At 69.9% G+C, this 20708-nt stretch carries 18 protein-coding genes; 3 read left to right on the top strand and 15 right to left on the bottom strand.

All coding sequences use genetic code 11. The annotated features are described in order from the left end of the window. Window positions 1–10 precede the first annotated feature (10 nt). Window positions 11–787: a phosphate ABC transporter ATP-binding protein PstB gene (gene pstB, locus AB5J73_RS10160; protein ID WP_370969442.1), complete on the top strand. Its 777-nt coding sequence runs from the start codon at window positions 11–13 to the stop codon at window positions 785–787. A 128-nt stretch (window positions 788–915) separates the two neighbouring features. Here the strand turns inward: pstB and phoU are convergent, their stop codons facing one another. The 12 genes from phoU to AB5J73_RS10100 all read right to left on the bottom strand — a co-directional run bounded on the left by phoU (window position 916) and on the right by AB5J73_RS10100 (window position 14983). Continuing rightward, on the bottom strand, window positions 916–1581 hold the full coding sequence (phoU, locus tag AB5J73_RS10155) for a phosphate signaling complex protein PhoU (RefSeq protein WP_370969441.1): 666 nt from the start codon (window positions 1579–1581) through the stop codon (window positions 916–918). Window positions 1582–1664: 83 nt separating this feature from the next. Continuing rightward, window positions 1665–3104 (bottom strand): LCP family protein, encoded by a 1440-nt coding sequence (locus tag AB5J73_RS10150; protein ID WP_370973052.1) that lies wholly within the window; start codon window positions 3102–3104, stop codon window positions 1665–1667. 1358 nt (window positions 3105–4462) lie between these two features. Then, entirely contained in the window at window positions 4463–5137 is a 675-nt protein-coding gene (locus AB5J73_RS10145; protein WP_370969440.1) for a GGDEF domain-containing protein, read from the bottom strand. A 120-nt stretch (window positions 5138–5257) separates the two neighbouring features. Continuing rightward, entirely contained in the window at window positions 5258–5821 is a 564-nt protein-coding gene (idi, locus tag AB5J73_RS10140) for an isopentenyl-diphosphate Delta-isomerase (protein WP_370969439.1), read from the bottom strand. Window positions 5822–5907: 86 nt separating this feature from the next. Then, window positions 5908–6741, bottom strand: a complete 834-nt coding sequence (locus AB5J73_RS10135) for an alpha/beta fold hydrolase (protein WP_370969438.1) — start codon at window positions 6739–6741, stop codon at window positions 5908–5910. 48 nt (window positions 6742–6789) lie between these two features. Next, window positions 6790–9777: an NACHT domain-containing NTPase gene (locus AB5J73_RS10130; RefSeq protein ID WP_370969437.1), complete on the bottom strand. Its 2988-nt coding sequence runs from the start codon at window positions 9775–9777 to the stop codon at window positions 6790–6792. Beyond that, on the bottom strand, window positions 9774–10316 hold the full coding sequence (locus tag AB5J73_RS10125) for a cysteine hydrolase family protein (RefSeq protein ID WP_370969436.1): 543 nt from the start codon (window positions 10314–10316) through the stop codon (window positions 9774–9776). Before AB5J73_RS10125 ends, AB5J73_RS10130 begins: the two co-directional genes overlap by 4 nt. Then, on the bottom strand, window positions 10313–11746 hold the full coding sequence (locus AB5J73_RS10120) for a cytosine permease (RefSeq protein ID WP_370969435.1): 1434 nt from the start codon (window positions 11744–11746) through the stop codon (window positions 10313–10315). Before AB5J73_RS10120 ends, AB5J73_RS10125 begins: the two co-directional genes overlap by 4 nt. After that, window positions 11743–12618: a PfkB family carbohydrate kinase gene (locus tag AB5J73_RS10115; protein ID WP_370969434.1), complete on the bottom strand. Its 876-nt coding sequence runs from the start codon at window positions 12616–12618 to the stop codon at window positions 11743–11745. Before AB5J73_RS10115 ends, AB5J73_RS10120 begins: the two co-directional genes overlap by 4 nt. Continuing rightward, window positions 12615–13610: an ADP-ribosylglycohydrolase family protein gene (locus AB5J73_RS10110; protein ID WP_370969433.1), complete on the bottom strand. Its 996-nt coding sequence runs from the start codon at window positions 13608–13610 to the stop codon at window positions 12615–12617. The genes AB5J73_RS10115 and AB5J73_RS10110 overlap by 4 nt, the downstream gene beginning before the upstream one ends. Continuing rightward, entirely contained in the window at window positions 13607–14299 is a 693-nt protein-coding gene (locus AB5J73_RS10105; protein ID WP_370969432.1) for a GntR family transcriptional regulator, read from the bottom strand. Before AB5J73_RS10105 ends, AB5J73_RS10110 begins: the two co-directional genes overlap by 4 nt. A gap of 33 nt (window positions 14300–14332) precedes the next feature. Then, window positions 14333–14983 carry a VC0807 family protein gene (locus tag AB5J73_RS10100; RefSeq protein ID WP_370969431.1) on the bottom strand — a complete coding sequence of 217 codons (651 nt, stop codon included), beginning with the start codon at window positions 14981–14983 and terminating at the stop codon, window positions 14333–14335. Window positions 14984–15092: 109 nt separating this feature from the next. On the opposite strand from AB5J73_RS10100, the gene AB5J73_RS10095 reads away from it, so the two are divergent. Further along, window positions 15093–15476 (top strand): hypothetical protein, encoded by a 384-nt coding sequence (locus AB5J73_RS10095; protein ID WP_370969430.1) that lies wholly within the window; start codon window positions 15093–15095, stop codon window positions 15474–15476. Here AB5J73_RS10095 and dusB read toward each other — a convergent pair. Together dusB and AB5J73_RS10085 are read right to left on the bottom strand one after the other, a co-directional pair. After that, window positions 15397–16536 (bottom strand): tRNA dihydrouridine synthase DusB, encoded by a 1140-nt coding sequence (gene dusB / locus AB5J73_RS10090; protein ID WP_370969429.1) that lies wholly within the window; start codon window positions 16534–16536, stop codon window positions 15397–15399. The two genes, AB5J73_RS10095 and dusB, sit on opposite strands and share 80 nt — an antisense overlap. Before the next feature lie 113 nt (window positions 16537–16649). Continuing rightward, window positions 16650–18170, bottom strand: a complete 1521-nt coding sequence (locus tag AB5J73_RS10085; protein WP_370969428.1) for a caspase family protein — start codon at window positions 18168–18170, stop codon at window positions 16650–16652. A 48-nt stretch (window positions 18171–18218) separates the two neighbouring features. Between AB5J73_RS10085 and AB5J73_RS10080 the strand changes: the two genes are divergently transcribed. Further along, window positions 18219–18578 carry a hypothetical protein gene (locus tag AB5J73_RS10080; RefSeq protein ID WP_370969427.1) on the top strand — a complete coding sequence of 120 codons (360 nt, stop codon included), beginning with the start codon at window positions 18219–18221 and terminating at the stop codon, window positions 18576–18578. 143 nt (window positions 18579–18721) lie between these two features. On the opposite strand, the gene AB5J73_RS10075 is transcribed toward AB5J73_RS10080, so the two are convergent. Continuing rightward, entirely contained in the window at window positions 18722–20659 is a 1938-nt protein-coding gene (locus tag AB5J73_RS10075; protein ID WP_370969426.1) for a hypothetical protein, read from the bottom strand. Window positions 20660–20708 lie beyond the last annotated feature (49 nt).

Below are 20708 nucleotides of genomic sequence, written 5' to 3'. Positions count from 1 at the left end.
GCTGTTCCTGATGGCCAAGCGAATCGATGTCAAGGACGTCGACATCTACTACGGCAAGTTCCACGCCGTGGACGGCGTCACCCTGTCCGTGCCGCCGCGCAACGTCACCGCGTTCATCGGCCCGTCGGGCTGTGGCAAGTCGACGGTGCTGCGCACGCTCAACCGCATGCACGAAGTGATCCCCGGCGCCCGCGTCGAGGGTGACGTCCTGCTGGACGGCGAGAACATCTACGCGTCGTCGGTCGACCCGGTCCAGGTGCGCCGCACGATCGGCATGGTGTTCCAGCGCCCCAACCCGTTCCCGACGATGTCCATCAAGGACAACGTCGTCGCGGGCCTGAAGCTGGGTGGTACCAAGGGGAAGAAGACCCTCGACGACATCGCCGAGCGCGCCCTGCGCGGCGCGAACCTGTGGAACGAGGTCAAGGACCGCCTCAACAAGCCGGGCGGCGGCCTCTCGGGTGGTCAGCAGCAGCGTCTGTGCATCGCCCGCGCGATCGCGGTCCAGCCGGACGTCCTGCTGATGGACGAGCCGTGCTCGGCGCTGGACCCGATTTCGACGCTCGCGATCGAGGACCTGATCGGCGAGCTGAAGAAGGACTACACGATCGTCATCGTCACGCACAACATGCAGCAGGCAGCGCGGGTTTCCGACCAGACGGCGTTCTTCAACCTCGCCGGCGTCGGGCAGCCGGGCCGGCTGGTGGAGCTCAACGACACGGAGAAGATCTTCTCCAACCCGGACGAAAAAGCCACGGAGGATTACATTTCCGGCCGCTTCGGCTGAGTTGTCGTTGTCGCGGAAGGCCTTTCTCGCCGGTGCTCGGGGTCGGCGAGAAAGGCCTTTCTTTTGTCCTAAGTGGAGCAAAAAAACTGCCCCCGGCGTGGGCCGGGGGCAGTTCTCGTTGGTGCGGCTCAGATGTCGTCGTCCGAGCCGTAGCCCGGCATCTTGCCGGTGACCACGAAGATCATCCGCTTCGCGACCGACACCGCGTGGTCGGCGTAGCGCTCGTAGAAGCGGCCGAGGAGGGTGACGTCGACCGCCGCGGCGACGCCGTGCGGCCACTCGCGGTCCATCAGGACCGTGAACAGGTGGCGGTGGATGTCGTCCACCTGGTCGTCGTCGGACTCGAGCGTCTTCGCCGCTTCGACGTCCTTCGTCTTGATGACCTGCTCGGTCGAGCGCGCCAGCTTGACCGCGACCTCGCCCATCTCGGCGAAGTACGGGCGCACGGCCTCGGGCAGCACCGGGTCGGGGTGGCGGCGCCGCGCGGCCTTCGCCACGTGCAGCGCCAGATCGCCCATCCGCTCCAGGCTTTCCGCGGCGTGGATCGCGGCCAGGACGGTACGCAGGTCGGTGGCGACGGGCGCCTGCAGGGCCAGCAGGGCGTACGCCTGCTCCTCGCACTGGGCCCGCGCGTCGTCGACCTTGGCGTCGTCGCTGATCACCTGCTCGGCGAGACTGAGATCGACCTCCAGCAGTGCCCTCGTGGCCCGCTCCATGGCGTCGGCGACCTGGACCGACATGGCGGCCAGGTGGTCGGCGAGCTGTTCGAGTTCGACATGGTAAGCCTCACGCATGGCCCAACCCTACGGGCAACCGTGACCAAACACCGCATCTCCGGGTGAACCGCACGTGAACCCGGTCTAACGATCCTCGCGGATCAGCCCGTGGTGCTGCTCTTCTTACTGGTCGTGGTGCTCTTGGAACTGCCGGTCTTCGACTTCGACGTGCTGGTCGGCGGCGCCTGCTCGCTCGCCGGGATCGGCGCGTTCGGGTCGGGCAGCGGGCTGTTGTTGCGCAGCGCGTCGAAGAGGGCCTTCGTCTTGCTCCGGACGAGCACCTCGTTGCCGCGGTTGTTGGGCAGGCCGACCGTCGGCACGGTCAGGAAGGTGATCTTGGATGCGTCGAGGCCCTTCATCGACTGCGCCAGCGTCATCATCTGCTTGACGCCGAGGTTGTCGCCGAAGGTGGCCTTCGCGAAGGCGGTGATGAAGTCGCTGAGCTTGCCCGGGTCGAGCACGACGTCCGACGACATGACCTTCTTCAGCAGCGCGCCGATGAACTCCTGCTGCCGCTTGATCCGCCCGTAGTCCGAGGTCGGGTCGCCCTTGACGTGCCGGGCGCGCACGAAGTTCAGCGCCTGGTCGCCCGAGATCGTGACGTCGCCGGTCTCGAGCAGCACCTTGCCGAGGATCGTGTCGTCGATCGGGATCTCGTTGTGGACGGTGACGCCGTGCACGGCGTCGACCATCTCCTTGAAGCCGTTGAAGTCGATGCCGACGAAGTGGTTGATCCGCAGCCCGGTGATCTGCTGGATCACCTTCGTCACGCACGACGGCCCGCCGACGGCGTAGGCGGTGTTGAGCTTCGCGATCTTCTGCTCGGGCACCTTTTCGTCGGTGTTCTTGCTCTGCGCGGGATCCCACCGCTGGCACTCGGGCCGGTCGATCTCGAGGTCGCGCGGGAAGGACGTGACGACGACCCGCTTCCGGTCGGCGGGGATGTGCGCCACCATCACGGTGTCGCTGCGCGCGCCCGGCGTGCTGTCCGCGGTGCCGACGCCCTCCTCGGCGGAGGCGCCGTCACGGGTGTCGGAGCCGACCATCAGGAAGTTCTCGTCGTTGGCCTGCGCGTCGGCGTCCTGGATGTCGGTGGAGTTCTCGTCGAGCGCGGAAACCTGGGTGAACTTCGCGTCGAAGTACGTTTGGGCGCCCCACGCGCCCCCGATCCCGAGGAAGACGAGCCCGGCGACGACGGCGGCAGCGATCCGCCCGAACCGCACCGAGCGCTCGATCTTCCGGGCCTTCTTCTCCTGCAGCCGGGTCTGCGCGGCCTGCTCCTCGGAGACGGCTTCGCTTTCCCCCTGCGGCGTGGTGGTGACCACGCGCTGAAGGGCGGTGCGGGTGCTCTCGAGGATCGAGGCGGGGGAGAGGCGCTCACGGCGTTCACGCCGCTTCGCTTCTTCGGCTTCCATCTCGTCGTGCGCGGCGGAGAACCGGGCGAGGGTGTGATCGATCTTGCGCCGGTACTGGGTCGCCTCGTCGATCGCTTCCATCTCATCGGTCATGGTCAGCGGATCAAGCGCAGCCCGAGGCGGCACCCCGGCGGCGGCCGGGTGTACGGGCATGGCGTTCTCGTCGGCGCCGGCCGCCGGGCGGCGGCCCCCTTCCGGCATGGCGGCGTGGCCGGTGTTGTCATCGGGCCCGGCCCCTCGGCGGGGTCCCGGGCTGTCCGGGGTGGCACCGGGGCGGCGAACTGCCGGCGCGCCGCCGCGGCGGGCCCCTTCCGGCAGGGCGGCGCGGCCGGCGTTCTCGTCGGGCGCGATGCCCCGGCGGGGCGCCGGGCTGTCCGGGGTCCCGGGCGGCCCGACCGGCCGAGCGGTCGCGGGGCGCCGCGGCCCGGCTCCCTCGGGAGAGCGGTGCGGCGCGGGCCCGTCCGGCGCGGCCCCACGCCGAGGCGCGGGCCCATCGACCGCCGGCGCGAGGCGAGTGGCGGCATCTTCAGCCCCACCACGGCGAGGCTCAGGTCCATCAGCCGCGCGCCGGGCTGCGGGGTGGCGAGGGGCTGCGTCGTCGGGTGCAGCCGCGCGCCGGGCGGGGCCGTCGGCGGCGGGCGTGCGTCGGGGGGCTGCGTCGTCGGGCGCACCTGCGCGGCGTGCGGAGTCGGCCGCGGGGTGGCGCAGGCCTGCGTCGTCGGGCGCACTCGCGCGACGGGCGGGGCCGTCGGCGGCGGGGGTGCGTCGAGGAGCTGCGTCGTCAGGGGCAGCGGCGCGCCGGCCGGCGGGGGCGTCGAGTGGGCGCCGGGGTGCGCCGCCGTCCGCTGGTGGGGTCGCGTCCGCGCCCGGGCGGCGGGGGCGGCGCGGGGGCTGGGGTGCTGCCGACGTCTGCTGGGGGCCCGGGTTGGCCGCCGGGGGGCGGCGCTGGAGCGGGGCCTCCGGGGCCGGGGCCGCCGCGGTCGAGCGGCGGGGCTGGCGGGGGCGCGGGGGGCGTGGTTGACGGTTCGCGTCCGTGGGTACTGGGTTTTCGGCGGGCGGCTGCGGTGCCCGCGCCCGGGACGGCGGCTCGGCCGCCCGACGGCCGGGCTGCTCGGGTTCCCGGGGCGGCGTCGGCCGCACGCCGGTGGTCTTGGCGACGACGTCCGAGACGCTGATGCCGCCCTGGTCCTCCATCGACCTGCGTCTACCCGTCCGCGGCCGGGCCGGACCATCGGTGCGGCGACCGGTTCCCGGGCTGTCGTGCTCGTCCGGCACTCGGTCTCCTTCCGCACGATCTCGACTAGGACGTCCTCCCCCGCAGGAGGTGATCGTTCCTCCGGAGGTTTTCGTTATCGTACGGATACCCCCCGTTCGTGACGACACCCTCCCGGAAATTTCTTCACCTTGAGTCGACGAACGGCCGGTCGGCGTCGACAAACGGGTGAAGCAGTCCCTCGGCAATCCGGAGTAATGCGGTGTTTACGTTACTCAGAGTGGGTTATTAACTGCGTGCTTTGCGCGTCGTGATAGGCCACTTTGTTGCGGCCCGCGCGTTTCGCCGCATAAAGCAGGCTGTCGGCGCTGCGCAGCTGGAGTTCGGGTGATGACGGCGGCCCGGCCTCGTGCGCCAGCCCGGCGCTGATCGTCACGTGCAGTCCCGGCTGGAGTTCTGACCAGGGATGACGGGCGACGCGCACCCGGGCGGCGTCGACGATGCGGATCGCGTGCCCCGCGTCGACGCCCGGCAGCCACAGCACGAACTCCTCGCCGCCGTAGCGGGCGCAGAAGCCCTCCGGGGGCAGTTCCTCCTGCAGCAGATCGGCGACCCGGCGGAGGACGCGATCGCCGACGAGGTGACCGTACGTGTCGTTCACGCGCTTGAAGCGGTCCAGATCGACGAGTGCGATCCCGAGTGGGGGACGGTCGGTGAACGGTCCGTAGAGCCGCTCGTCGAGGTAACGGCGGTTGTAGCTCGACGTCAGCGCGTCGCGGAGGCTGCCGTCGCGGGCGATGTCCAGCGCGGACCGCAGGTGCTGGTACGCGCGGCGCCAGTCGCCTTGGGTCGCCAAGAGGCTTGCGATGGCTTCGTGCAGGCGGAGCAGGTCCGGCTGCCGTGGGCGGCCGACCCGGCTCAGCGCGCCTTCGCCCTCGGCGACCATGCCCACCTCCACCACCCATTGGTTGTCGTCGCGGCGGAGGCCACCCTTGAGGCGTCGGTGCGGACGAAGGTGAATTTCGCTCAAACGGGACAGTGGTGGTGACTCTGCGGAGTGGACACCTCAGAGTCCGGAGAACGGCTCGATGCCCTTGAGCTGTGCGAACTGATCTTTGGCCCAGTAACTCACATCTGCAGTGACGTCGTTCAGTAGCTCCGTGTAGTCGCTCCAGGCGACCCAGCGCCAGTCCCCGACCTCGGCCGGGTTCGGCGACGGCTCGTCGTCGGCCCACGCGGCGAACACCGGGCAGAACTCGTTCTCGACGATCCCCTGGAACGGCGGCGTCCGGTAGCGGTAGCTCGGCAGCACGCAGCGCAGCCCGGACAGCGACGGCAGCCCGAGCTCGTAGGCCGCGCGCCGGCGGACGGCGTCTTCGAGCGACTCGCCGGGCGCGGGGTGGCCGCAGACGCTGTTGGTCCAGACCCCCGGCCAGACCTTCTTGTGGAGGGCGCGCTGCGTGATCAGCAGGGCGTCGTCGCTGCGGCGCAGGACGTAGCACGAGAAGGCCAGGTGCAACCGGGTGTGCTCGTGGTGGCTGGCCAGCTTCGGGCCGGTTTCGCCGGTGGGCACGCCGTCTTCGGTGACGAAGACGACCTGCTCGGTCTCGGGTTCGATCGCGGTATCCACGGTCTCAGTGAACACGAACGCGCCGAACCGGCCGTACCGCGAGGTGGGTGGGTTACCCGCGATCCGCCCGGCGGGGTGACGGGCCGTTACCGCGCGTTGAGGTGCTCGACGAGCAACGAGGTGACGGCCTCCGGCGCCTCTTCCGGAACCCAGTGCGTGACGTCTTCGAGCATCTCGAACCGGTACGGCCCGGTGACCCAGTTCGCGGTGTCGAGCGCGGCGGTCGAGCCGAAGGAGACGTCCTCGGTGCTCCAGAGGTACAGCGTCGGCACGGCGATCTTCCCGATCTTCCCGCCGGGTCGCCCCGCGCGGTACCAGTTCAGCGCCGCGGTGAGCGCCCCCGGTTCGGACAACCGCTGCACGTACTCGTCGACCTTGGACGGCGACACCCGCCGCTCGAACATGTCCCGCAGCGCCCGGCCGTCGTTCTCCAGCATCCGCCGCTCGGTGACGCGCGTCTGCCGCCACTCGGTCATGTACCGCGTGCGCAGGTGCTGGTCCTCATCGGTCTTCATCGCCTCGGCGAGCGCGGCGGGGTGCGGAGTGGAGACGACAGCGAGGCTGCGCAGCCGATCGGGGTGCGCATCGGCGGTCCACCACGCGACGGCGCCACCCCAGTCGTGCCCGACGAGGTCGAACCGCTCCCAGCCCAGCGCCTTCGTGATCGTGACGACGTCCTCGACGAGGTGGTCGATCGAGTACTCGGACGCCTGCTCCGGCCGCACCCCGGGCGAGTACCCTCGCTGATCGGGCGCGACGGCCCGGAACCCGAGCACCCCGAGCGTGGCGACCTGGTGCTCCCACTCGATCGCGGCCTCGGGAAAGCCGTGCAGCAGCAACACGGGCCGCCCATCCTCAGGCCCGGCGGCAATGGCGTCGAAGGTTCCGGCCTCGGTGGCGATGCTGATGTGGTCGATCACGGGCCCGAATCTACTTCGCGGGGCTGAACGGCGGGTGGCCGGTCAGAGTCACTCGACGGAGCTCCCCGGGCCCAGCAGCTCGGCCCCGACGATGCGGGTGTTGTCGCCCACGTACACCGTGAGGCCGGACTTGCCGGCGAGCGGGGTCAGGTCGGTCTCGTCCACGTCGAAGACGTACAGCTTCCGCAGCTCAGGCAGCGAAGCCAAGGGTGCTGGATCGACGGCGTCGCACCCGACGAGACGAACGTCGGTCAGGCTGTCGGCCCATCTGGTGAGGCCGGAAATGTCCCGGAGGGTCGGGCACTTGTCGAAGCTCAACGAGCGAGGTGCTTCCAAGAAGCACAGCGGAGCCAAGTCCGTGAGGTAGGGCATGTTGTACAAGACCAGCGAAGGCAGGTAGCTCATGGGTGTCAGCTCGACCAAGCGCTGCGGGTCGTCGACCCAACTCAGCTGCAGGTGCGTCAAGTGCCGCAACTCCGCAAACCTCGACCAGCCGTGAGTTTCCACGGTGGCGATCAGGGAGAGGAGCCCGGGGACGGCGGCGAGTGGGCCGAGGTCGACCGACTCCGGTTGGAGATCTCCTTCCAAGGTCAGGTGCTCCAGTGACGTGCCGGCCAGCGACCGCAGGTCGTAGCCGTCTCGATCGTAGATCGTCAGTCTCTTGAGCCTGCGGAGCTTCCGGACGAAGCCGAGATCTCCGTAGCCGTCCTCGAAAAAGCAATTGAGGCTCTCGAGGTGTCGCAGACGTTCCAGACCCGCCAGCATCGCCGGCTCCACCACATTCAGGTTCCCGCTCGGCAGGTGGACGTCGGCGAGCACTCGCTCGGCGTACTCCGCGGGCTCGAACCTTTCCCGGCTGGTGATCAGTTCTCTCACCACGATGGTGCTCGAGTGCTTGCTGTAGCGGGAAAGCACATCCAGCGCGCCAGGGCCGCCGATCAGTGCGGCAGCCCGAATGGTCGCCGCCACCGTTCGTGGTGTTCCGGGGTCGCACGCGGCGAGGAGGTCCAGCACGAATTCCCCTGCCGTCGCGAGGCGCCCGGCGACCTCGAAGTCCTCGGGCGGGATCACCGCGGCAGTCCGGCGTTCGATCTCGGTGCGCAGCCGGTCGGGAAGCTCAGGGGACGTCTCCAGGCACGCCAACGCGATCAAGCCGAGCTTCAGTTGCCGTGATTCGAGAACACCGGTGATCAGCTTCTCGCGTTGTGCCGGATAGGCGTGCCCTGCCGCAAGTACAACGACGTCACGCCATGCGTCCAGATGAGCGTTCGCCACGAGCACACCGATGTCGTCCTCCTCCACGGCGGCCTTGGCCGCGAGGTATTCAGCGAAGGTCCGGTGTACGAAATCGATTCGGCCGGGAACCGGTTCGCGCAGCACGCCACCGCGATCGAGCAGGTGTCGGAACGCCTGGTTCGGGCTCGCGTCTATCTGGCCCATGACCGCGAGCTTGGCCCCGAGTCGCGCTACTGCGTCCGCCACCGGAATGTCGCTGTGGCCGTTGCGAACCAGCCAGTACGCGAGATGTCGCAGCAGCACGAGCTTTTCGGTCAGGGACAGCCTCAGGTCAGGCTCGATCCGCCGTTCGATGTCGCGGCTGTCGAGCAGCATGCGCAGCGCGACGTCGTACAGCTCCATTCGGTTGTCCGGCAACCGCCCGTTTCCCTCGTGGTTCAGGGCGCACAGCAACGCGCACAGCAGCGGGTTCTCGGCGAGCCGCCGCAATGCGCTGCGCGTGCCGATGGCCGCGATCAACGCGTCGCGTCGTTCGTCGAGAGCTTCGCCGGGCATCGCCGAGTGCCACCGGGTGACGAACGTTCGGACATCGCGAGGTGTCATCGGTTGCAGTCGAACCGCGGTGAAGTCCTTGGCGGCCAGCCAATCGGGATCGACTGCGGCAGGGCGGGTGGTTACGACGTACCGTGCCCGCGGAAACGCACTGACCAGGTCGGTCAGCCAATCCCGCACTTCGGGCCGCCGTTCCTCGGGCAGCTCGTCGATCCCGTCGACGAGGACGACAGCTTGTCCTCGTCGAAGTCGCCGGTGCACCCAGCCCTTCGGCATCTCGTCGGCGATGTGCCTGCCGACCTCGTCCAAGAATTGCTCCGGCGCGGGCAGTTCCGAACGGCTGAACCGGCGCAGCCGGATGAGGAACGGTTCGACTTCGTCCCAATTTTCGACACCTCGCAGCCGGCGCCCGGCGCACTGCACGGCCAGCCACTGGAGCATGGTCGTCTTGCCGGAGCCGGCTTCGCCACGCAAGAATATCCGCCGGGTCTGGGGCAGGACGTGCTCGATCCGGTCGGCTGGGATGCCGTCGTGGTCGGTGCTGACGCTGAGGCTGAGGTAAGCGACTGACAGCGGGTACAGCCGGGTCGCATCGGCCAGGCCGGCGCCGAAAAGGGACATCCGATCAAGGGTTGTGACGACCTGTCGCCGGAAGTCTGCCGCGAAGTCGTCCGATTGCCGGCGTTCCGGCAGTTCCGCCAAGACGTTCCGAACCGTCTCCAAGATCTCGGTCTCCCGGCGGAGTGACTCCACCAGTGCACCGGGCTGAAACCGTGGCAGAGTGCTGGTGACCTGGACGAGGTAGGCGCAGCATTCTCGGAGGACTCGCTCGTACAACTTCGTTGCGTCGTCGGAAAGGAGTGAGGTGAGGCCGGGAACGGATCGGCGCAGGTAGCGATCGAGATAGGCGGCGTCGAGGTCCGCCGCGAACAGGTCGTCGTCCGTCAAGGCGGCGCATTCGAACGTTTCGCGCACCGCGCGCACTGCGGCGACTCGTTCGTTCTCCGGAAGATCGCGAAATTCGACATCGATGAACGGCAAAAGATGATCGGATACCCGCGACTCGATGTTGGTGAACAACAACCGAAGTTTCCGGCGATCGCTGAGCCCGGCGACCTGTTTTTCAAGCAGATCAAGAATCTTGGCCGAAGCATCTGCGGCAATGGTCCGATCGCCCAGCCAGACCTTTGCGGCTGCCTTTACGACCGCCGTGGTCAATGCGATGGCTGACGCTTCCAGTGCGCTCACCGCGAAGAGTTTAGCTCCAAAACCTCCTCCGTTGTGGCCACCGTCACCAATGGGCTGTAGAGCCGCAGGATGTGGAGGGCCTTTGTGTGGCTCTCGTCGTCCACGCCCGCGCATGCGTCCGACACCACGGTCACCGAGACGCCTGCGTCTGCCGCCGCCAGGGCTGTCGACAGGACGCAGCAGTCCGTTGATACGCCCGCCAGTACCAGTCGGGCGCCGCCTACGCGGGTTGCCAGGCGGGGGGTCCACTTGCCGAAGGTGGTTGCGTCCACTGTGGACGTCGGGTGGAACGCGTCGACGACTTGGTACAGCGGTGCGTCCGGGGGCTGCAGAGCGAAGGGCCACTGCGCGTAGTACTGCTTCCACGCCCCTTCCGGGCTTGCGGGCGCGACGAACCGGGTGAACACGACGTCGTTGCCGAAGGCTGTCACCAGGCGGCGGATCGGCGGGACCACCTCGGCGAAGCGTGGGGTGAACCAAGCGCTCGCCGGGTCGGCGAAGACGTTCTGCAGGTCGATGACCGCCAGGACCGCTCTCACGCCGCCTCCTGGGCGCGGACCCGGTGCCGCGTCAGCAGTGTGACCAGGAAACCGAGGGCCAGTGCCAGCAGTACGCCGAGGTTCGCGAACGCCCACGCGCCTTCGCGGCCGCCGAGGCCGAGTGGCTCCAGGAGGTAGCCCTGCCACTTCAGCCAGTCCGCGGACGTGTTCGTCACCAGGCCCCAGCCGAGCGCCGTTGCCACCAGCACCAGCGCGATCGGCTCGACGCGGACGTCGCCGTAGCGGCCTGCCGGGTCGAACAGCTCCGGCTCGGCGTAGTCGCGGCGGCGCAGCAGGACGTCCGCGAGCATCACGCCGCACCAGGCCGCCACCGGGACGCCCAGGGTGACCAGGAAGCCCTGGAACTGGCCGAGGAACTCGCCGCCGAAGAACACGATGTAGACCGTGCCGAGCACCATCAGCACGCCGTCGACGAGCGCCGCCACCGGGCGTGGGACGCGCAGGCCGGCCGACAGCAGGGCCAGGCCCGACGAGTAGATGTCCAGGACCGCGCCGCCGACCAGGCCGAGCACCGCGACGATCGCGAACGGCACCAGGAACCACAGCGGCAGCAACGTCGTCAGCGCGCCGATCGGGTCCGCCGCGATCGCCTTGTTCAGGTCCGGCGACGACCCGGCGAGCAGCAGCCCGAACACCAGCAGCACCAGTGGCGCCACCGACGCGCCGAACGTCGTCCAGCCGACCACCCCGCGGCCGGACGCCGAGCGCGGGAGGTAGCGCGAGTAGTCCGCGGCCGCGTTGACCCAGCCGAGGCCGAAGCCGGTCATCAGGAACACCAGCGCGCCCACCCACTGCTGCGCCGAGCCGGGCGGCAGGGCGCTCACCGCCGTCCAGTGCACGTCGCCGGCCACGAGGACGACGTAGACGACCGTGAGCACGCCGGTGATCCACGTGATCCACGTCTGCAGCCGCATGATCGCGTCGAAGCCCAGCACGCCGGCGGCGACGGTCAGCGCGGCGACGACGACCAGCGCGACCACCTTCGTCACCGTCCCGCCGCCCCAGCCGAGGCGGTCGAACACCGTCGCCGTGGCCAGTGTCGCCAACGCCGTCAGCACGGTTTCCCAGCCGACCGTCAGCAGCCACGAGATCGCGGACGGCAGCCGGTTGCCGCGGACGCCGAAGGCCGCGCGCGAGAGCAGCATCGTCGGCGCCGACCCGCGCTTGCCGGCGATCGCGATGAACCCGCACAGCAGGAACGAGAACAGGATGCCGACGACACCGGCGACCAGCGCCTGCCAGAACGAGATGCCGAAGCCCAGGGTGAACGAGCCGTAGCTCAGCCCCAGCACCGACACGTTCGCCCCGAACCACGGCCAGAACAGCTGCCGCGGCCGGCCGCGGCGCTCGGCGTCGTCGATCACGTCGAGGCCGTTGGTCTCCACCTCGAGCTTGCGGGAACCGGTCATGTCATGGCCTCCACCCAGTGGTCGATCTCCGATCGGTCCGGCGCCGTCGCCGGGCCGTGCCGGGTCACCGAAAGCGCGGCCGCCGCGTTGGCGCGCACGGCGGCGTCGAGGAGGGTACTGCCGCGCAGCAGCTCCGCGGCCAGCACGCCGCAGTGCGTGTCGCCGGCGCCGTTGGTGTCCACGGCGTCGACCGCGAAGCCGGGGACCTCGGTGGTCCGGCCGTGCTCGTGGACGAGGCAGCCCTTCGCGCCCTCGCGGACGATGGCGACGGGCGGAAGCTCGCCGAGCACATCGGCTTCTCGGACGTTGCAGCTCAAGATGTCTACAATGGACAGTAAGTCATGAAGGTCTCCAGGGTTGATTTCGGCCACCAGCGGGCCGGGGTCGAACAGGATCCTCGAGCCGGGCAGCTTGGGCAGCCACCCGGCGAGAGCCCTGCGATTGGTCTCGTGCAACAAACTGTAGCCAGTCACGTACACCACGTCGTCATCATTTGGGAGGACCCGGTCGAGCAGCGCGGGCGACAGCCGTCCTTCGGCGCCGGTACCGGTCGCGAAAGTGCGCTCGCCACTCGCGTCGACCAGCGCGACGACGACGCCGGTGTCCAGCTCGGGCGTCGGTTCGTGGGCCAGTTCGACGCCTTCGGCGGCCAGCGCGGCCCGCGCGAGGTTCCCCAGCGGACCGGTGCCGTGGGTGCCCGCGTAGAGCGCACGCGCACCGGAGCGCGCGGCCGCGGCCAGCACGTTGAACCCGCCGCCGGGCAGGAGGTTCGTCGAGGTCGCCAGGACGTCGCCGCCCGGCGGTGGCAGGGCCGGTACCGCCATGACCAGGTCGAGGACGACCTGCCCGGTGTGCACCAGCCGGCCGGTCATCGCCGGCGCAGCTTGAGGAGCTCGTCGATCAGCGGACCGAATTCCAGGCGGTTCACGCTGAGCACCGTCTCGACGACGTCGGGCCGGAAGGCGTCGGCGCCGTGCGCGGCCCCGAGCATCGCCCCGCAGATCGCGGCCACGGTGTCCGTGTCGCCACCCAGCCCGGCGGCCAGCCGCAACGCCGACGGCGGGTCGTCGCCCATGGCCTCGGCCAGCGCGAACGCGGCCACGACGGACTCCTGGGACGCGACCGAAGTGCCGATCACCCGGGCGACCGCGTCGGCGACGGCGGCCGGGGCCATGCCCCGCACCCAGCCGCGGGCCCAGCGGATCCGGGCGGCGATCTCGCCGCCGGGCGCCCAGTGCCCGCGTTCTCCACCGACGACGGCGGCGCGCTCACCCGCGTCGAGCGCTTCGGCCAGGCTCGCGCCGTCGACCCCGGCGGAGACGGCGGCCGCGACCGCGGCGGCGGACGCGATGCCCAGGCTGGTGTTGTGCGTGACCCGCGCGGTCGCGACGACGGCGTCGACCAGGCGGTGCAGGTCTTCGGACGGCGTGGCGATGCCGACCGGCGTGACCCGCATGGCGGCGCCGTTGGTCGTCCCGGTGCGGCCGGCTTCGTCGGCCGGGACGCCGTCCTGCAGCTGCGAGAGCGCGCGTTTCGTCGACGGTCCGAGCAGGTCGGCGGAGCCGCGGCGGACCATGTCCGCTTCCCAGATGAGCAGGGCGTCGGCGAAGACGTGCGGCTCGATGGTGCCGCGGCCGTCGATGAGCAGCCGGGCCAGCAGGACGGCCTGCTCGGTGTCGTCGGTGACCGACCCGGCGGGCATCGACGGCGCGATCGGCTGCTCGGCGACGGCGGTCAGCAGGCCGGTGACCGGCCCGTAGGTGGCGGCGATCGCGGCGCGGGACATCGACTGCGTCGGCATCCCGAGCGCGTCGCCGACCGCCAGCCCGGTGAACGCGCCGAGCGCCCGGTCCCGCGCGTTCACCGGTGTCCGAAGGTGAGGTGGAACTGGAAGCGGTCCGGGTCGAGCAGGCTGACCACCCGCTCGACCAGCCTGCCCTCGACGTCGACCGAGGTGCGCTCGGCGCGGAGGAAGAGCTCGCCGATGCTGCGGCCGAGGAGTTCGGCGGCGCAGGCGTCCAGGCGTTCGGTGCTGATCCACTGGTCGCCGCCGACGGAGACCAGGCCGGCGGCTTCGAGGGTCTTGGTGAGGGAGCCGTCCCGCAGGCCGGTCCCGGGGAGGTCGGCGAGCGGCCCGACGGCGGGCACGGTGGCGGTTTCCAGGGAAACCCCGCGGTCGCGCTCCCGCCGCAGCCGCCGCACGGCGACGTAGGTCTCCGGCCCGAACTCCTCGTGGAGCGCCTGGTCCCGGACGGTTTCGATGCCGAGGAGCTCGGTGGTGACCGGCGCGCCGGCGTCGGCGAGCGCGCGGGCCCAGCCGATCCGCTGGTCGAGCTGGACGCCGTCGAAGGTGACGAACGACCCGACGCCGGCCTGCGTGGAGATGAGTTCGAGCTGCTGCAGTTCGGACAGCGCGCTGCGGACCGTGCCGCGGCTGACCTGGTAGCGCAGGGCGAGCTGGTTCTCGCCGGGGAGGCGTTCGCCGTTGGCGAGCCGCCCGGAGCGGATCAGGTCGGTGAGGTCGCCGACCAGCTGCTGCCGCTTGCTGTACATGTACACACCTGTACACCCTGGCGTTGTCGCAGGTCAAGCGGCGACGAGCGGCCGGACGTCCGCGTTCGCCTCGGCGACGATCAGCTTGCCCGCCCGCTCGGCGACCTTCCCGCCGATGACCATCATCAGCGCGAAGGCGCCCACGAAGATGACGGTGCTCAGCCACACCATGGTTTCGATCGGCAGCGTGAAGGCGCCGATCACGCGGGCGGCGGACTCGAGCACGAACCCGATCCCCCAGATGACGCTGGTGTGGCGCATGATCCGCTGGAATCGAGGGGTGCCGCTCAGGCGGTCCCACGCGGCTTCGTTCGCCGCCTTGCCGCGGGTGAGGAACGGCTGGATCGTCTTGGTCATGATCGGCGCCGCGGTGAACGCGGAGACGAGGATGACCAGCCCGGTGATGCCGCTGCCGATCGAGTCCTTCGCGATCATCATCCGGGCGTCGCCGGAGACGAACGTCAGCAGCATGCCGACCACGTTCGTGACCAGCACGACCAGCGCGAGGCCGTTGAGGGTGCGGTCCTTGGCGAACTGGTGGAGCGTCCGGGCGAGGGGGACCACACCGCTGAGGGCGAGCGAGAGGAAGACGCTGGCGCCGAGCGCGTGGAGCCCGTAGTAGACGCCGATCGGGACGGCGATTTCGATGGCCAGGGTCTGGAGCGGGGAACCGTTCTTCGTCATGCGGAAAGCTTGTCGCGGCGGGGGTTCCGGGACGGATGCCGTCCGCCACGACTTCGGCCTGACAGATGTCACGGCCTCACGTTCCGCGGGGCTGCGTCGTCGGGTGGGCATGGGAACGTTCTTGCGCGTCTTGCAGACCCTGGCGGTCTTCCTCTCGGCGGTCACCGCCGGCTTGCTGCTCACCACCCGGAGCGGGCATTCGCTGCACAGCGCGGCGGCGTACACGGTGTTCGTCGTCGCGGTGGTGCAGGTGGTGGCCGCGGTCCTGGGGTGGAAGTCGGGCGGCGGCTCGCCGCGGCCGATCCTGTTCGCGGTGGTCTTCCTCGGGCTCGTGCTGGCCCAGGTGGCGCTGGGGATCGCGCACGTCACCGCCGTGCACGTCCCGCTCGGGGTGCTGCTGTTCGGGGCGAGCCTCAGCCGCCTGAGTGCATGTCTTCCGCTTCGGGGACGCAGTCGTCGTCCGGGTCGTCGAGCCAGCCGTGCGGCAGCGTGACCTTGCCCGGTGAGCCCTGACGGCCGCGGGGGCCGGTGGCGGCTTCGGGGAACGGCGCCGAGTGGTCGAGCTGGGCGATCAGGTCGTCCAGCTGGGCCATGCTCGACAGCATCGCGAAGCCGCGACGCAGCTCGGAGCCGACCGGGAAGCCCATCAGGTACCAGGCCATGTGCTTGCGGATGTCGCGCATGGCCTTGTCGTGACCGTCGTGCTCGACGAGCAGCTCGGTGTGGCGGCGCAGCACCTTCGCGACTTCGCCGAGGTTCGGCGGGGTCGGGATTTCGGTCCCCTTGAAGGCGGCTTCGAGCTCGCCGAACAGCCACGGCCGCCCCAGGCAGCCGCGGCCGACGACGACGCCGTCGCAGCCCGTTTCGGCGACCATGCGGAGGGCGTCGTCGGCGCTGAAGATGTCGCCGTTGCCGAGCACCGGGATGCTGGTGACGGCTTCCTTGAGCTCGGCGATCTTCGTCCAGTCGGCCTGGCCGGAGTACCGCTGCGCGGCGGTCCGCGCGTGCAGGCTGACGGCGGCGGCCCCCTCGGCTTCGGCGATGCGGCCGGCGTCGAGGAAGGTGCGGTGGTCGTCGTCGATGCCGATCCGGAACTTCACGGTGAACGGCACGTCCCCGGCGGCCTTCGCGGACTCGCGCACGATGGCTTCGAACAGCTTCCGCTTGAACGGCAGCGCCGCCCCACCGCCCTTGCGCGTCACCTTCGCGACCGGGCAGCCGAAGTTGGAGTCGACGTGGTCGGCGAGCCCCTCGCCGACGATGATGCGGACGGCTTCGGCCATGGTCTTGGGGTCGACGCCGTAGAGCTGCATGGACCTGGGCTTTTCGTGCTCGCCGAAGGTCATCATGTGCATGGTCCCGGGGTGCCGTTCGACGACGGCGCGGGCGGTGATCATTTCGCAGACGTAGATGCCGGCGCCGTACTCGGCGCAGAGCCGGCGGAAGGCGACGTTGGTGATGCCGGCCATGGGAGCGAGCACGACTGGGGGATCGACCTGGTAGGGGCCGATCTTCAGGGTGGGCTTGCTCAGGGTGGCGGTCACGTCCTCCATTGTCGCTTGTGGTGTCGATCACGTCGACCAGGGGCGCCCGGACCTCGGTTCGGCCGGTCGTCGGCGGGTGGCCGGGACGGAGGCGCGAGGTAGTGCTGCCAGAGTCGTCGGGCCTACGAATTCGCGTAGTCGCTGGTCACGATGATGATCACTCCCGGACTCGCGTTCTCGATCGCGGCGAAGCGGGGTTCGGCCGGGAGGTGGTTTTCGGCCTCAATTTGTTTGGCCGCGGTTTCTTCGTCCGTTCCGGGCCGGTAATACGCGGTGGTCTTGGGAAGAACTCCCTGGGAGTAGTTCATCACCTCGGCGACGTTCCAGCCCCTCGCGCGCAGGTCATCGGCCGCTTTTTCGGCCAATCCCTTGACGGTGGTGTTGTTGTAGACGCGCACGGTAACCCACTTCGCCGATGCGTCGGCGGACGTACTGGGTGGTGTCGACGTCGCGCTGGACGGGCTCGAGGTCAAGCGAGTCGGTAATTCGCCGACGCCTGTCTGCGGGAGGTTGCTCGCGGGCAAGGCGGTGCCGACGACATGGTCGCTGCCGGCGCCGAGCAATTTCACCAGGACGGTCGCCACCACCGCGACGGCAACGGTCGCAGCTCCGATGGCGAGCATCGCGCGCCGACGTCCCCGTGGCGAGGGCGGTGGACCTTCACCGGCGGTGGCCGTCGTCGAGAGAACCGGCGGGAGAGTGAACTCGTCCAGGACGCGCAGGGCCTCGATCGCGGCGGGGTCACCGTCGTCGGCGGCGTTGTTCAGGGCGCGGAAGGCGCCTCTGCGGATGGTCGCGTGTTTGCTCTGCAGCCCGGTGCGGAGCTCGGGGTCGAGCCCGCGCGGTAGCGGCGGGCTCTTCCGGCTGTACGCGAGGTAGACCGGGCCGCTCACTCGGTCGCTGCGGGTCGGGGTCTGGTGCGGGGTGCGTGCTCGGACGCGTTCGCGCACGTAGGTGTAGAGCTCGCCGGCTTCGATCTGGCCGTCGGAGTCGAGGTCCGCGTCGCCGCTGCGCAGCCCTTCGATGATCGCCTCGGTGAAGAACGACGGCGCCGTGGGTGCGGCTGGGGCAGCGTCGGCGCCGAGCTCGAAAGCGTGCTCGACGTGGTTCGACGCCGTCATCACCAGACAGCCGCGGCTGTCACCGGTCGACAATTGGTCCACTACATCAACCCGGCCGCCTGACTTCGGGACGAGTCCAGCTGGGAAGGCGCCGCTGAAGCAGCAGTCCAACCACAGCGCTACCTGACGGGCCGGGCTTCGGTCGACCTCGTCACGGACGAAATCCGCCGAGATGCCCGTTGCGGACAGCAGCTCGAGAGAGGTGTCGGCGGCCGCGAAGTGCAACCGGCCGGCTGCGTCCTTGACGCCGTGCCCGGAGATGTGGAGCAGCAGCAGGTCATTCCTGGCCGCCGTGGCGAACAGCCGGTTGATCGCTATCCGGACCTCGTGCGCCGAGCGGTTGGCCAGAACGGTCACGGTGAAGTCCCCGATTCCGGGATCGCCGAGGACCGCGTTCAGCTCGTCGACGTCTCGGGCCGGCCCGCGCAGTGACCCCAGCCCCGGGTCCGCATATTCGTCACAGGCGATGAGCAGAGCTAGCCGGCGCCCGGCCGGGGCGGTGTGGCTTCCGGGTGTCTTCACGGTGTGAGTACCTGCTGGATCCGGTTCGCGTGCTATATCGTTCGGAGGGTGACGGACGTTTTCCTGACGGTGCTCGACGACGATCCGGCGGTCGCCGACGAACAGGCCCGGCAGTTGCGCCAAGAACTGCTTGGACTCGATGTCGACGCTGTCGAGTTCGCTTCCACCGGGGCCGTGCCGCCGGGGGCCAAGGGAGTTGATGCGGCGACGGTGACCTCGCTGGTCGTCACCCTCAGTTCGTCTCCGGTGCTGATCATCCTGGGCCGTACGCTGCGCGATTGGGTCAACCGGGCCAACGGGCGTTCCCTGGTGATCCGCAAGGACGGCCGGTCACTGGAGATCAATGGTGCCCGCGGCCGACGTGACCTGGAGATCATCGAGGCTTTCATGCGGGACGGCCGGCCCTGAATCGCGGTCCTTTGGTTGCCATGGCTTTCGCATTCCCCCTTGGTGCCTCGGTTCACCAACCCCTCATTTTAGAGGGCAAGTTGGATCATGAACCACCGGAGGCTGACGCGCCGGTCATTTCGCGCCCCGTCGGCCAGGGGCCGCTACTCGAACGGCTCGACGTTCGCCGTCTCGAGGGCGTGGTGGACGCGCTGCCAGAACTCGCGGAAGTCGGCTTCGGCGTTCTTCGCCTGTGACGCGGTGGCGGCGACGCGGACGAGCACCGCGAACTGCTCCGGGGTGAGCAGCAGGGAGAACCACGTCCAGTCCCGGCCGGAACTCGGCGGGGTGGCCAGGTCGCGCCGCTTCGTCATCGCGCGGGCGAGCAGTCGCAGGTGGAAGATCGTCTCGCGGAGTCCGGCATCGGGTTCCTCGTCGCCCATCAGGTGCCCGATGAGGTCGCCGAGCAGGGACGTCGTCCAGTCGTAGTCCTGCACCGAGAGCTTGAACCCGTAGAAGTTTTCCGCCGTGCTGACCCGGTTTTCGGCGCGCTGCCACGACCAGACGGGGGCGAACTCCGCGGGATCCGGGGCTCCGGGCGAGCGCAGCCGCGCCGCGAACGCGCGCAGGTTCCCTTCGCCGATCCGGTCGTAGTACTCGAACGCGACCGCGGACAGGTGGGCCCGCGCGGGCATCAGGCGGCAGAAGTGGCCGAGGATCGCCACGACCTCTTCTTCGGCCAGCGTGCCCCACTCCCCGTACTGGCCGCCGCACGCTTCCTCCAAGTCGCCGAGGCAGAAGGCGACGGCTTGCGGCTCGCTGCCGAATTCCGCCTTGGTCCAGCGCGCGTATTCGGTGTCTGCGGGCATGGCTTCTCCTTCGCTCGGGTCGTGCTCCGACGGTGGGCGTTCGAAAGGTGCGTGGCCCCTGAGCGCGCCGAGGCCCAGCGCCAGCCGGCGCCGCAGCCCTTCCAAGCTCGCCCGCGCGCCTCCGTGACCGCCGGTGGCGGCCCTCTCGTACCACTTGAGGGCCTCGTCGGGGTCGCCGAAGTGCTCCTCGTGGACCCGGCCGACGTGGAAGGCGCCGAAGATACTGCCGCGGTCCGCGGACTTGGCGTACCAGTGCAGCGCGGTCCGGACGTCCGCGGCGGACGGGTCGCCGGACGGTTGCCCGAGGACGCTCGCCCGCAGCCTGCCTTCGGCGCTCAGGCCGACCATGGTCATCGCGTCGGCGTGGCCGGCGTCCGCCGCCTGGCGGTAGAGCCGTTCGATCTCGACCAGGTCGTCGACCGTCTTGTCCCAGCTCATGTGCAGTTCGCGGGCGGCTTTGTAGGCTTGCTCGGCCTGCTCGCTGTCGCGCGCGCTCAGGACGGTGAGCAGTTCGAAGGCGAACGCGGCCGCGTGCCGGGACGCCACCGGCTGCCAGTGCTCGTCGGCCGTTCCGGTCTTGCCGGACAGCAGGTCCGAAATCCCGCGGACGACCAGGGCCTGCACGCCTTCGTTGACGTAAGCGCCGTAGAGGAAGCCGTGGGCCTCCATCTCGACCGCGGCCGCGTCCCCGCAGTGCCGCTCCAGGAACCGGGCGGTCGCCGACGCGGTGCCGGCGACGACCTTGCCGCCCGCCGCGATCGGTTTCACCAGCGCGCGCGGCGCGGTGTCCGGAGCGGCGGGCCGGATGCGGTGCTGCCACGCGGAATCGCGGGCCAGCTGCCGGGCGCGGCGCACCAGCGGCATGGACGCGGCGGCGGTCTTGATGCGCGGCAGGTAGCCCCCGGCGGTGTCCTTGCCGGACTCGTAGTCGTAGACGTGGTCGGCCACCACGACGTCGCCGAGGGAGACGTCCTTGCGGCCGCCCGCGACCCCGACGAACAGGACCACCTCCGGGCGGAACACCGAGATGGCGCGTTCCAGCTCGACCCCCGCCTGGGTGTTGCCGTCGCCGGTCTGGGCCAAGGCGACCGTCCAGGGGCCGAAGGCGCCGACGTCGTACAGCGCGCCGCGTTCTTCGCGTTCGGTGAAGGGACCGCGCAGGTGCTCGCGGACGGCGCGGTACTCCACGTCCAGCGCCGTGCAGATCACCACCGTGCTCGTCACCCCGATCACGTTCCCTTCCTTTCGCCTGGACCAAAAGCGGGTGGCCACAACCGGTCAC

It is taken from the genome of Amycolatopsis sp. cg9 (genome assembly GCF_041346945.1).
Lineage (GTDB): Bacteria > Actinomycetota > Actinomycetes > Mycobacteriales > Pseudonocardiaceae > Amycolatopsis.
This window is presented reverse-complemented; position numbering and strand designations above follow the sequence as displayed.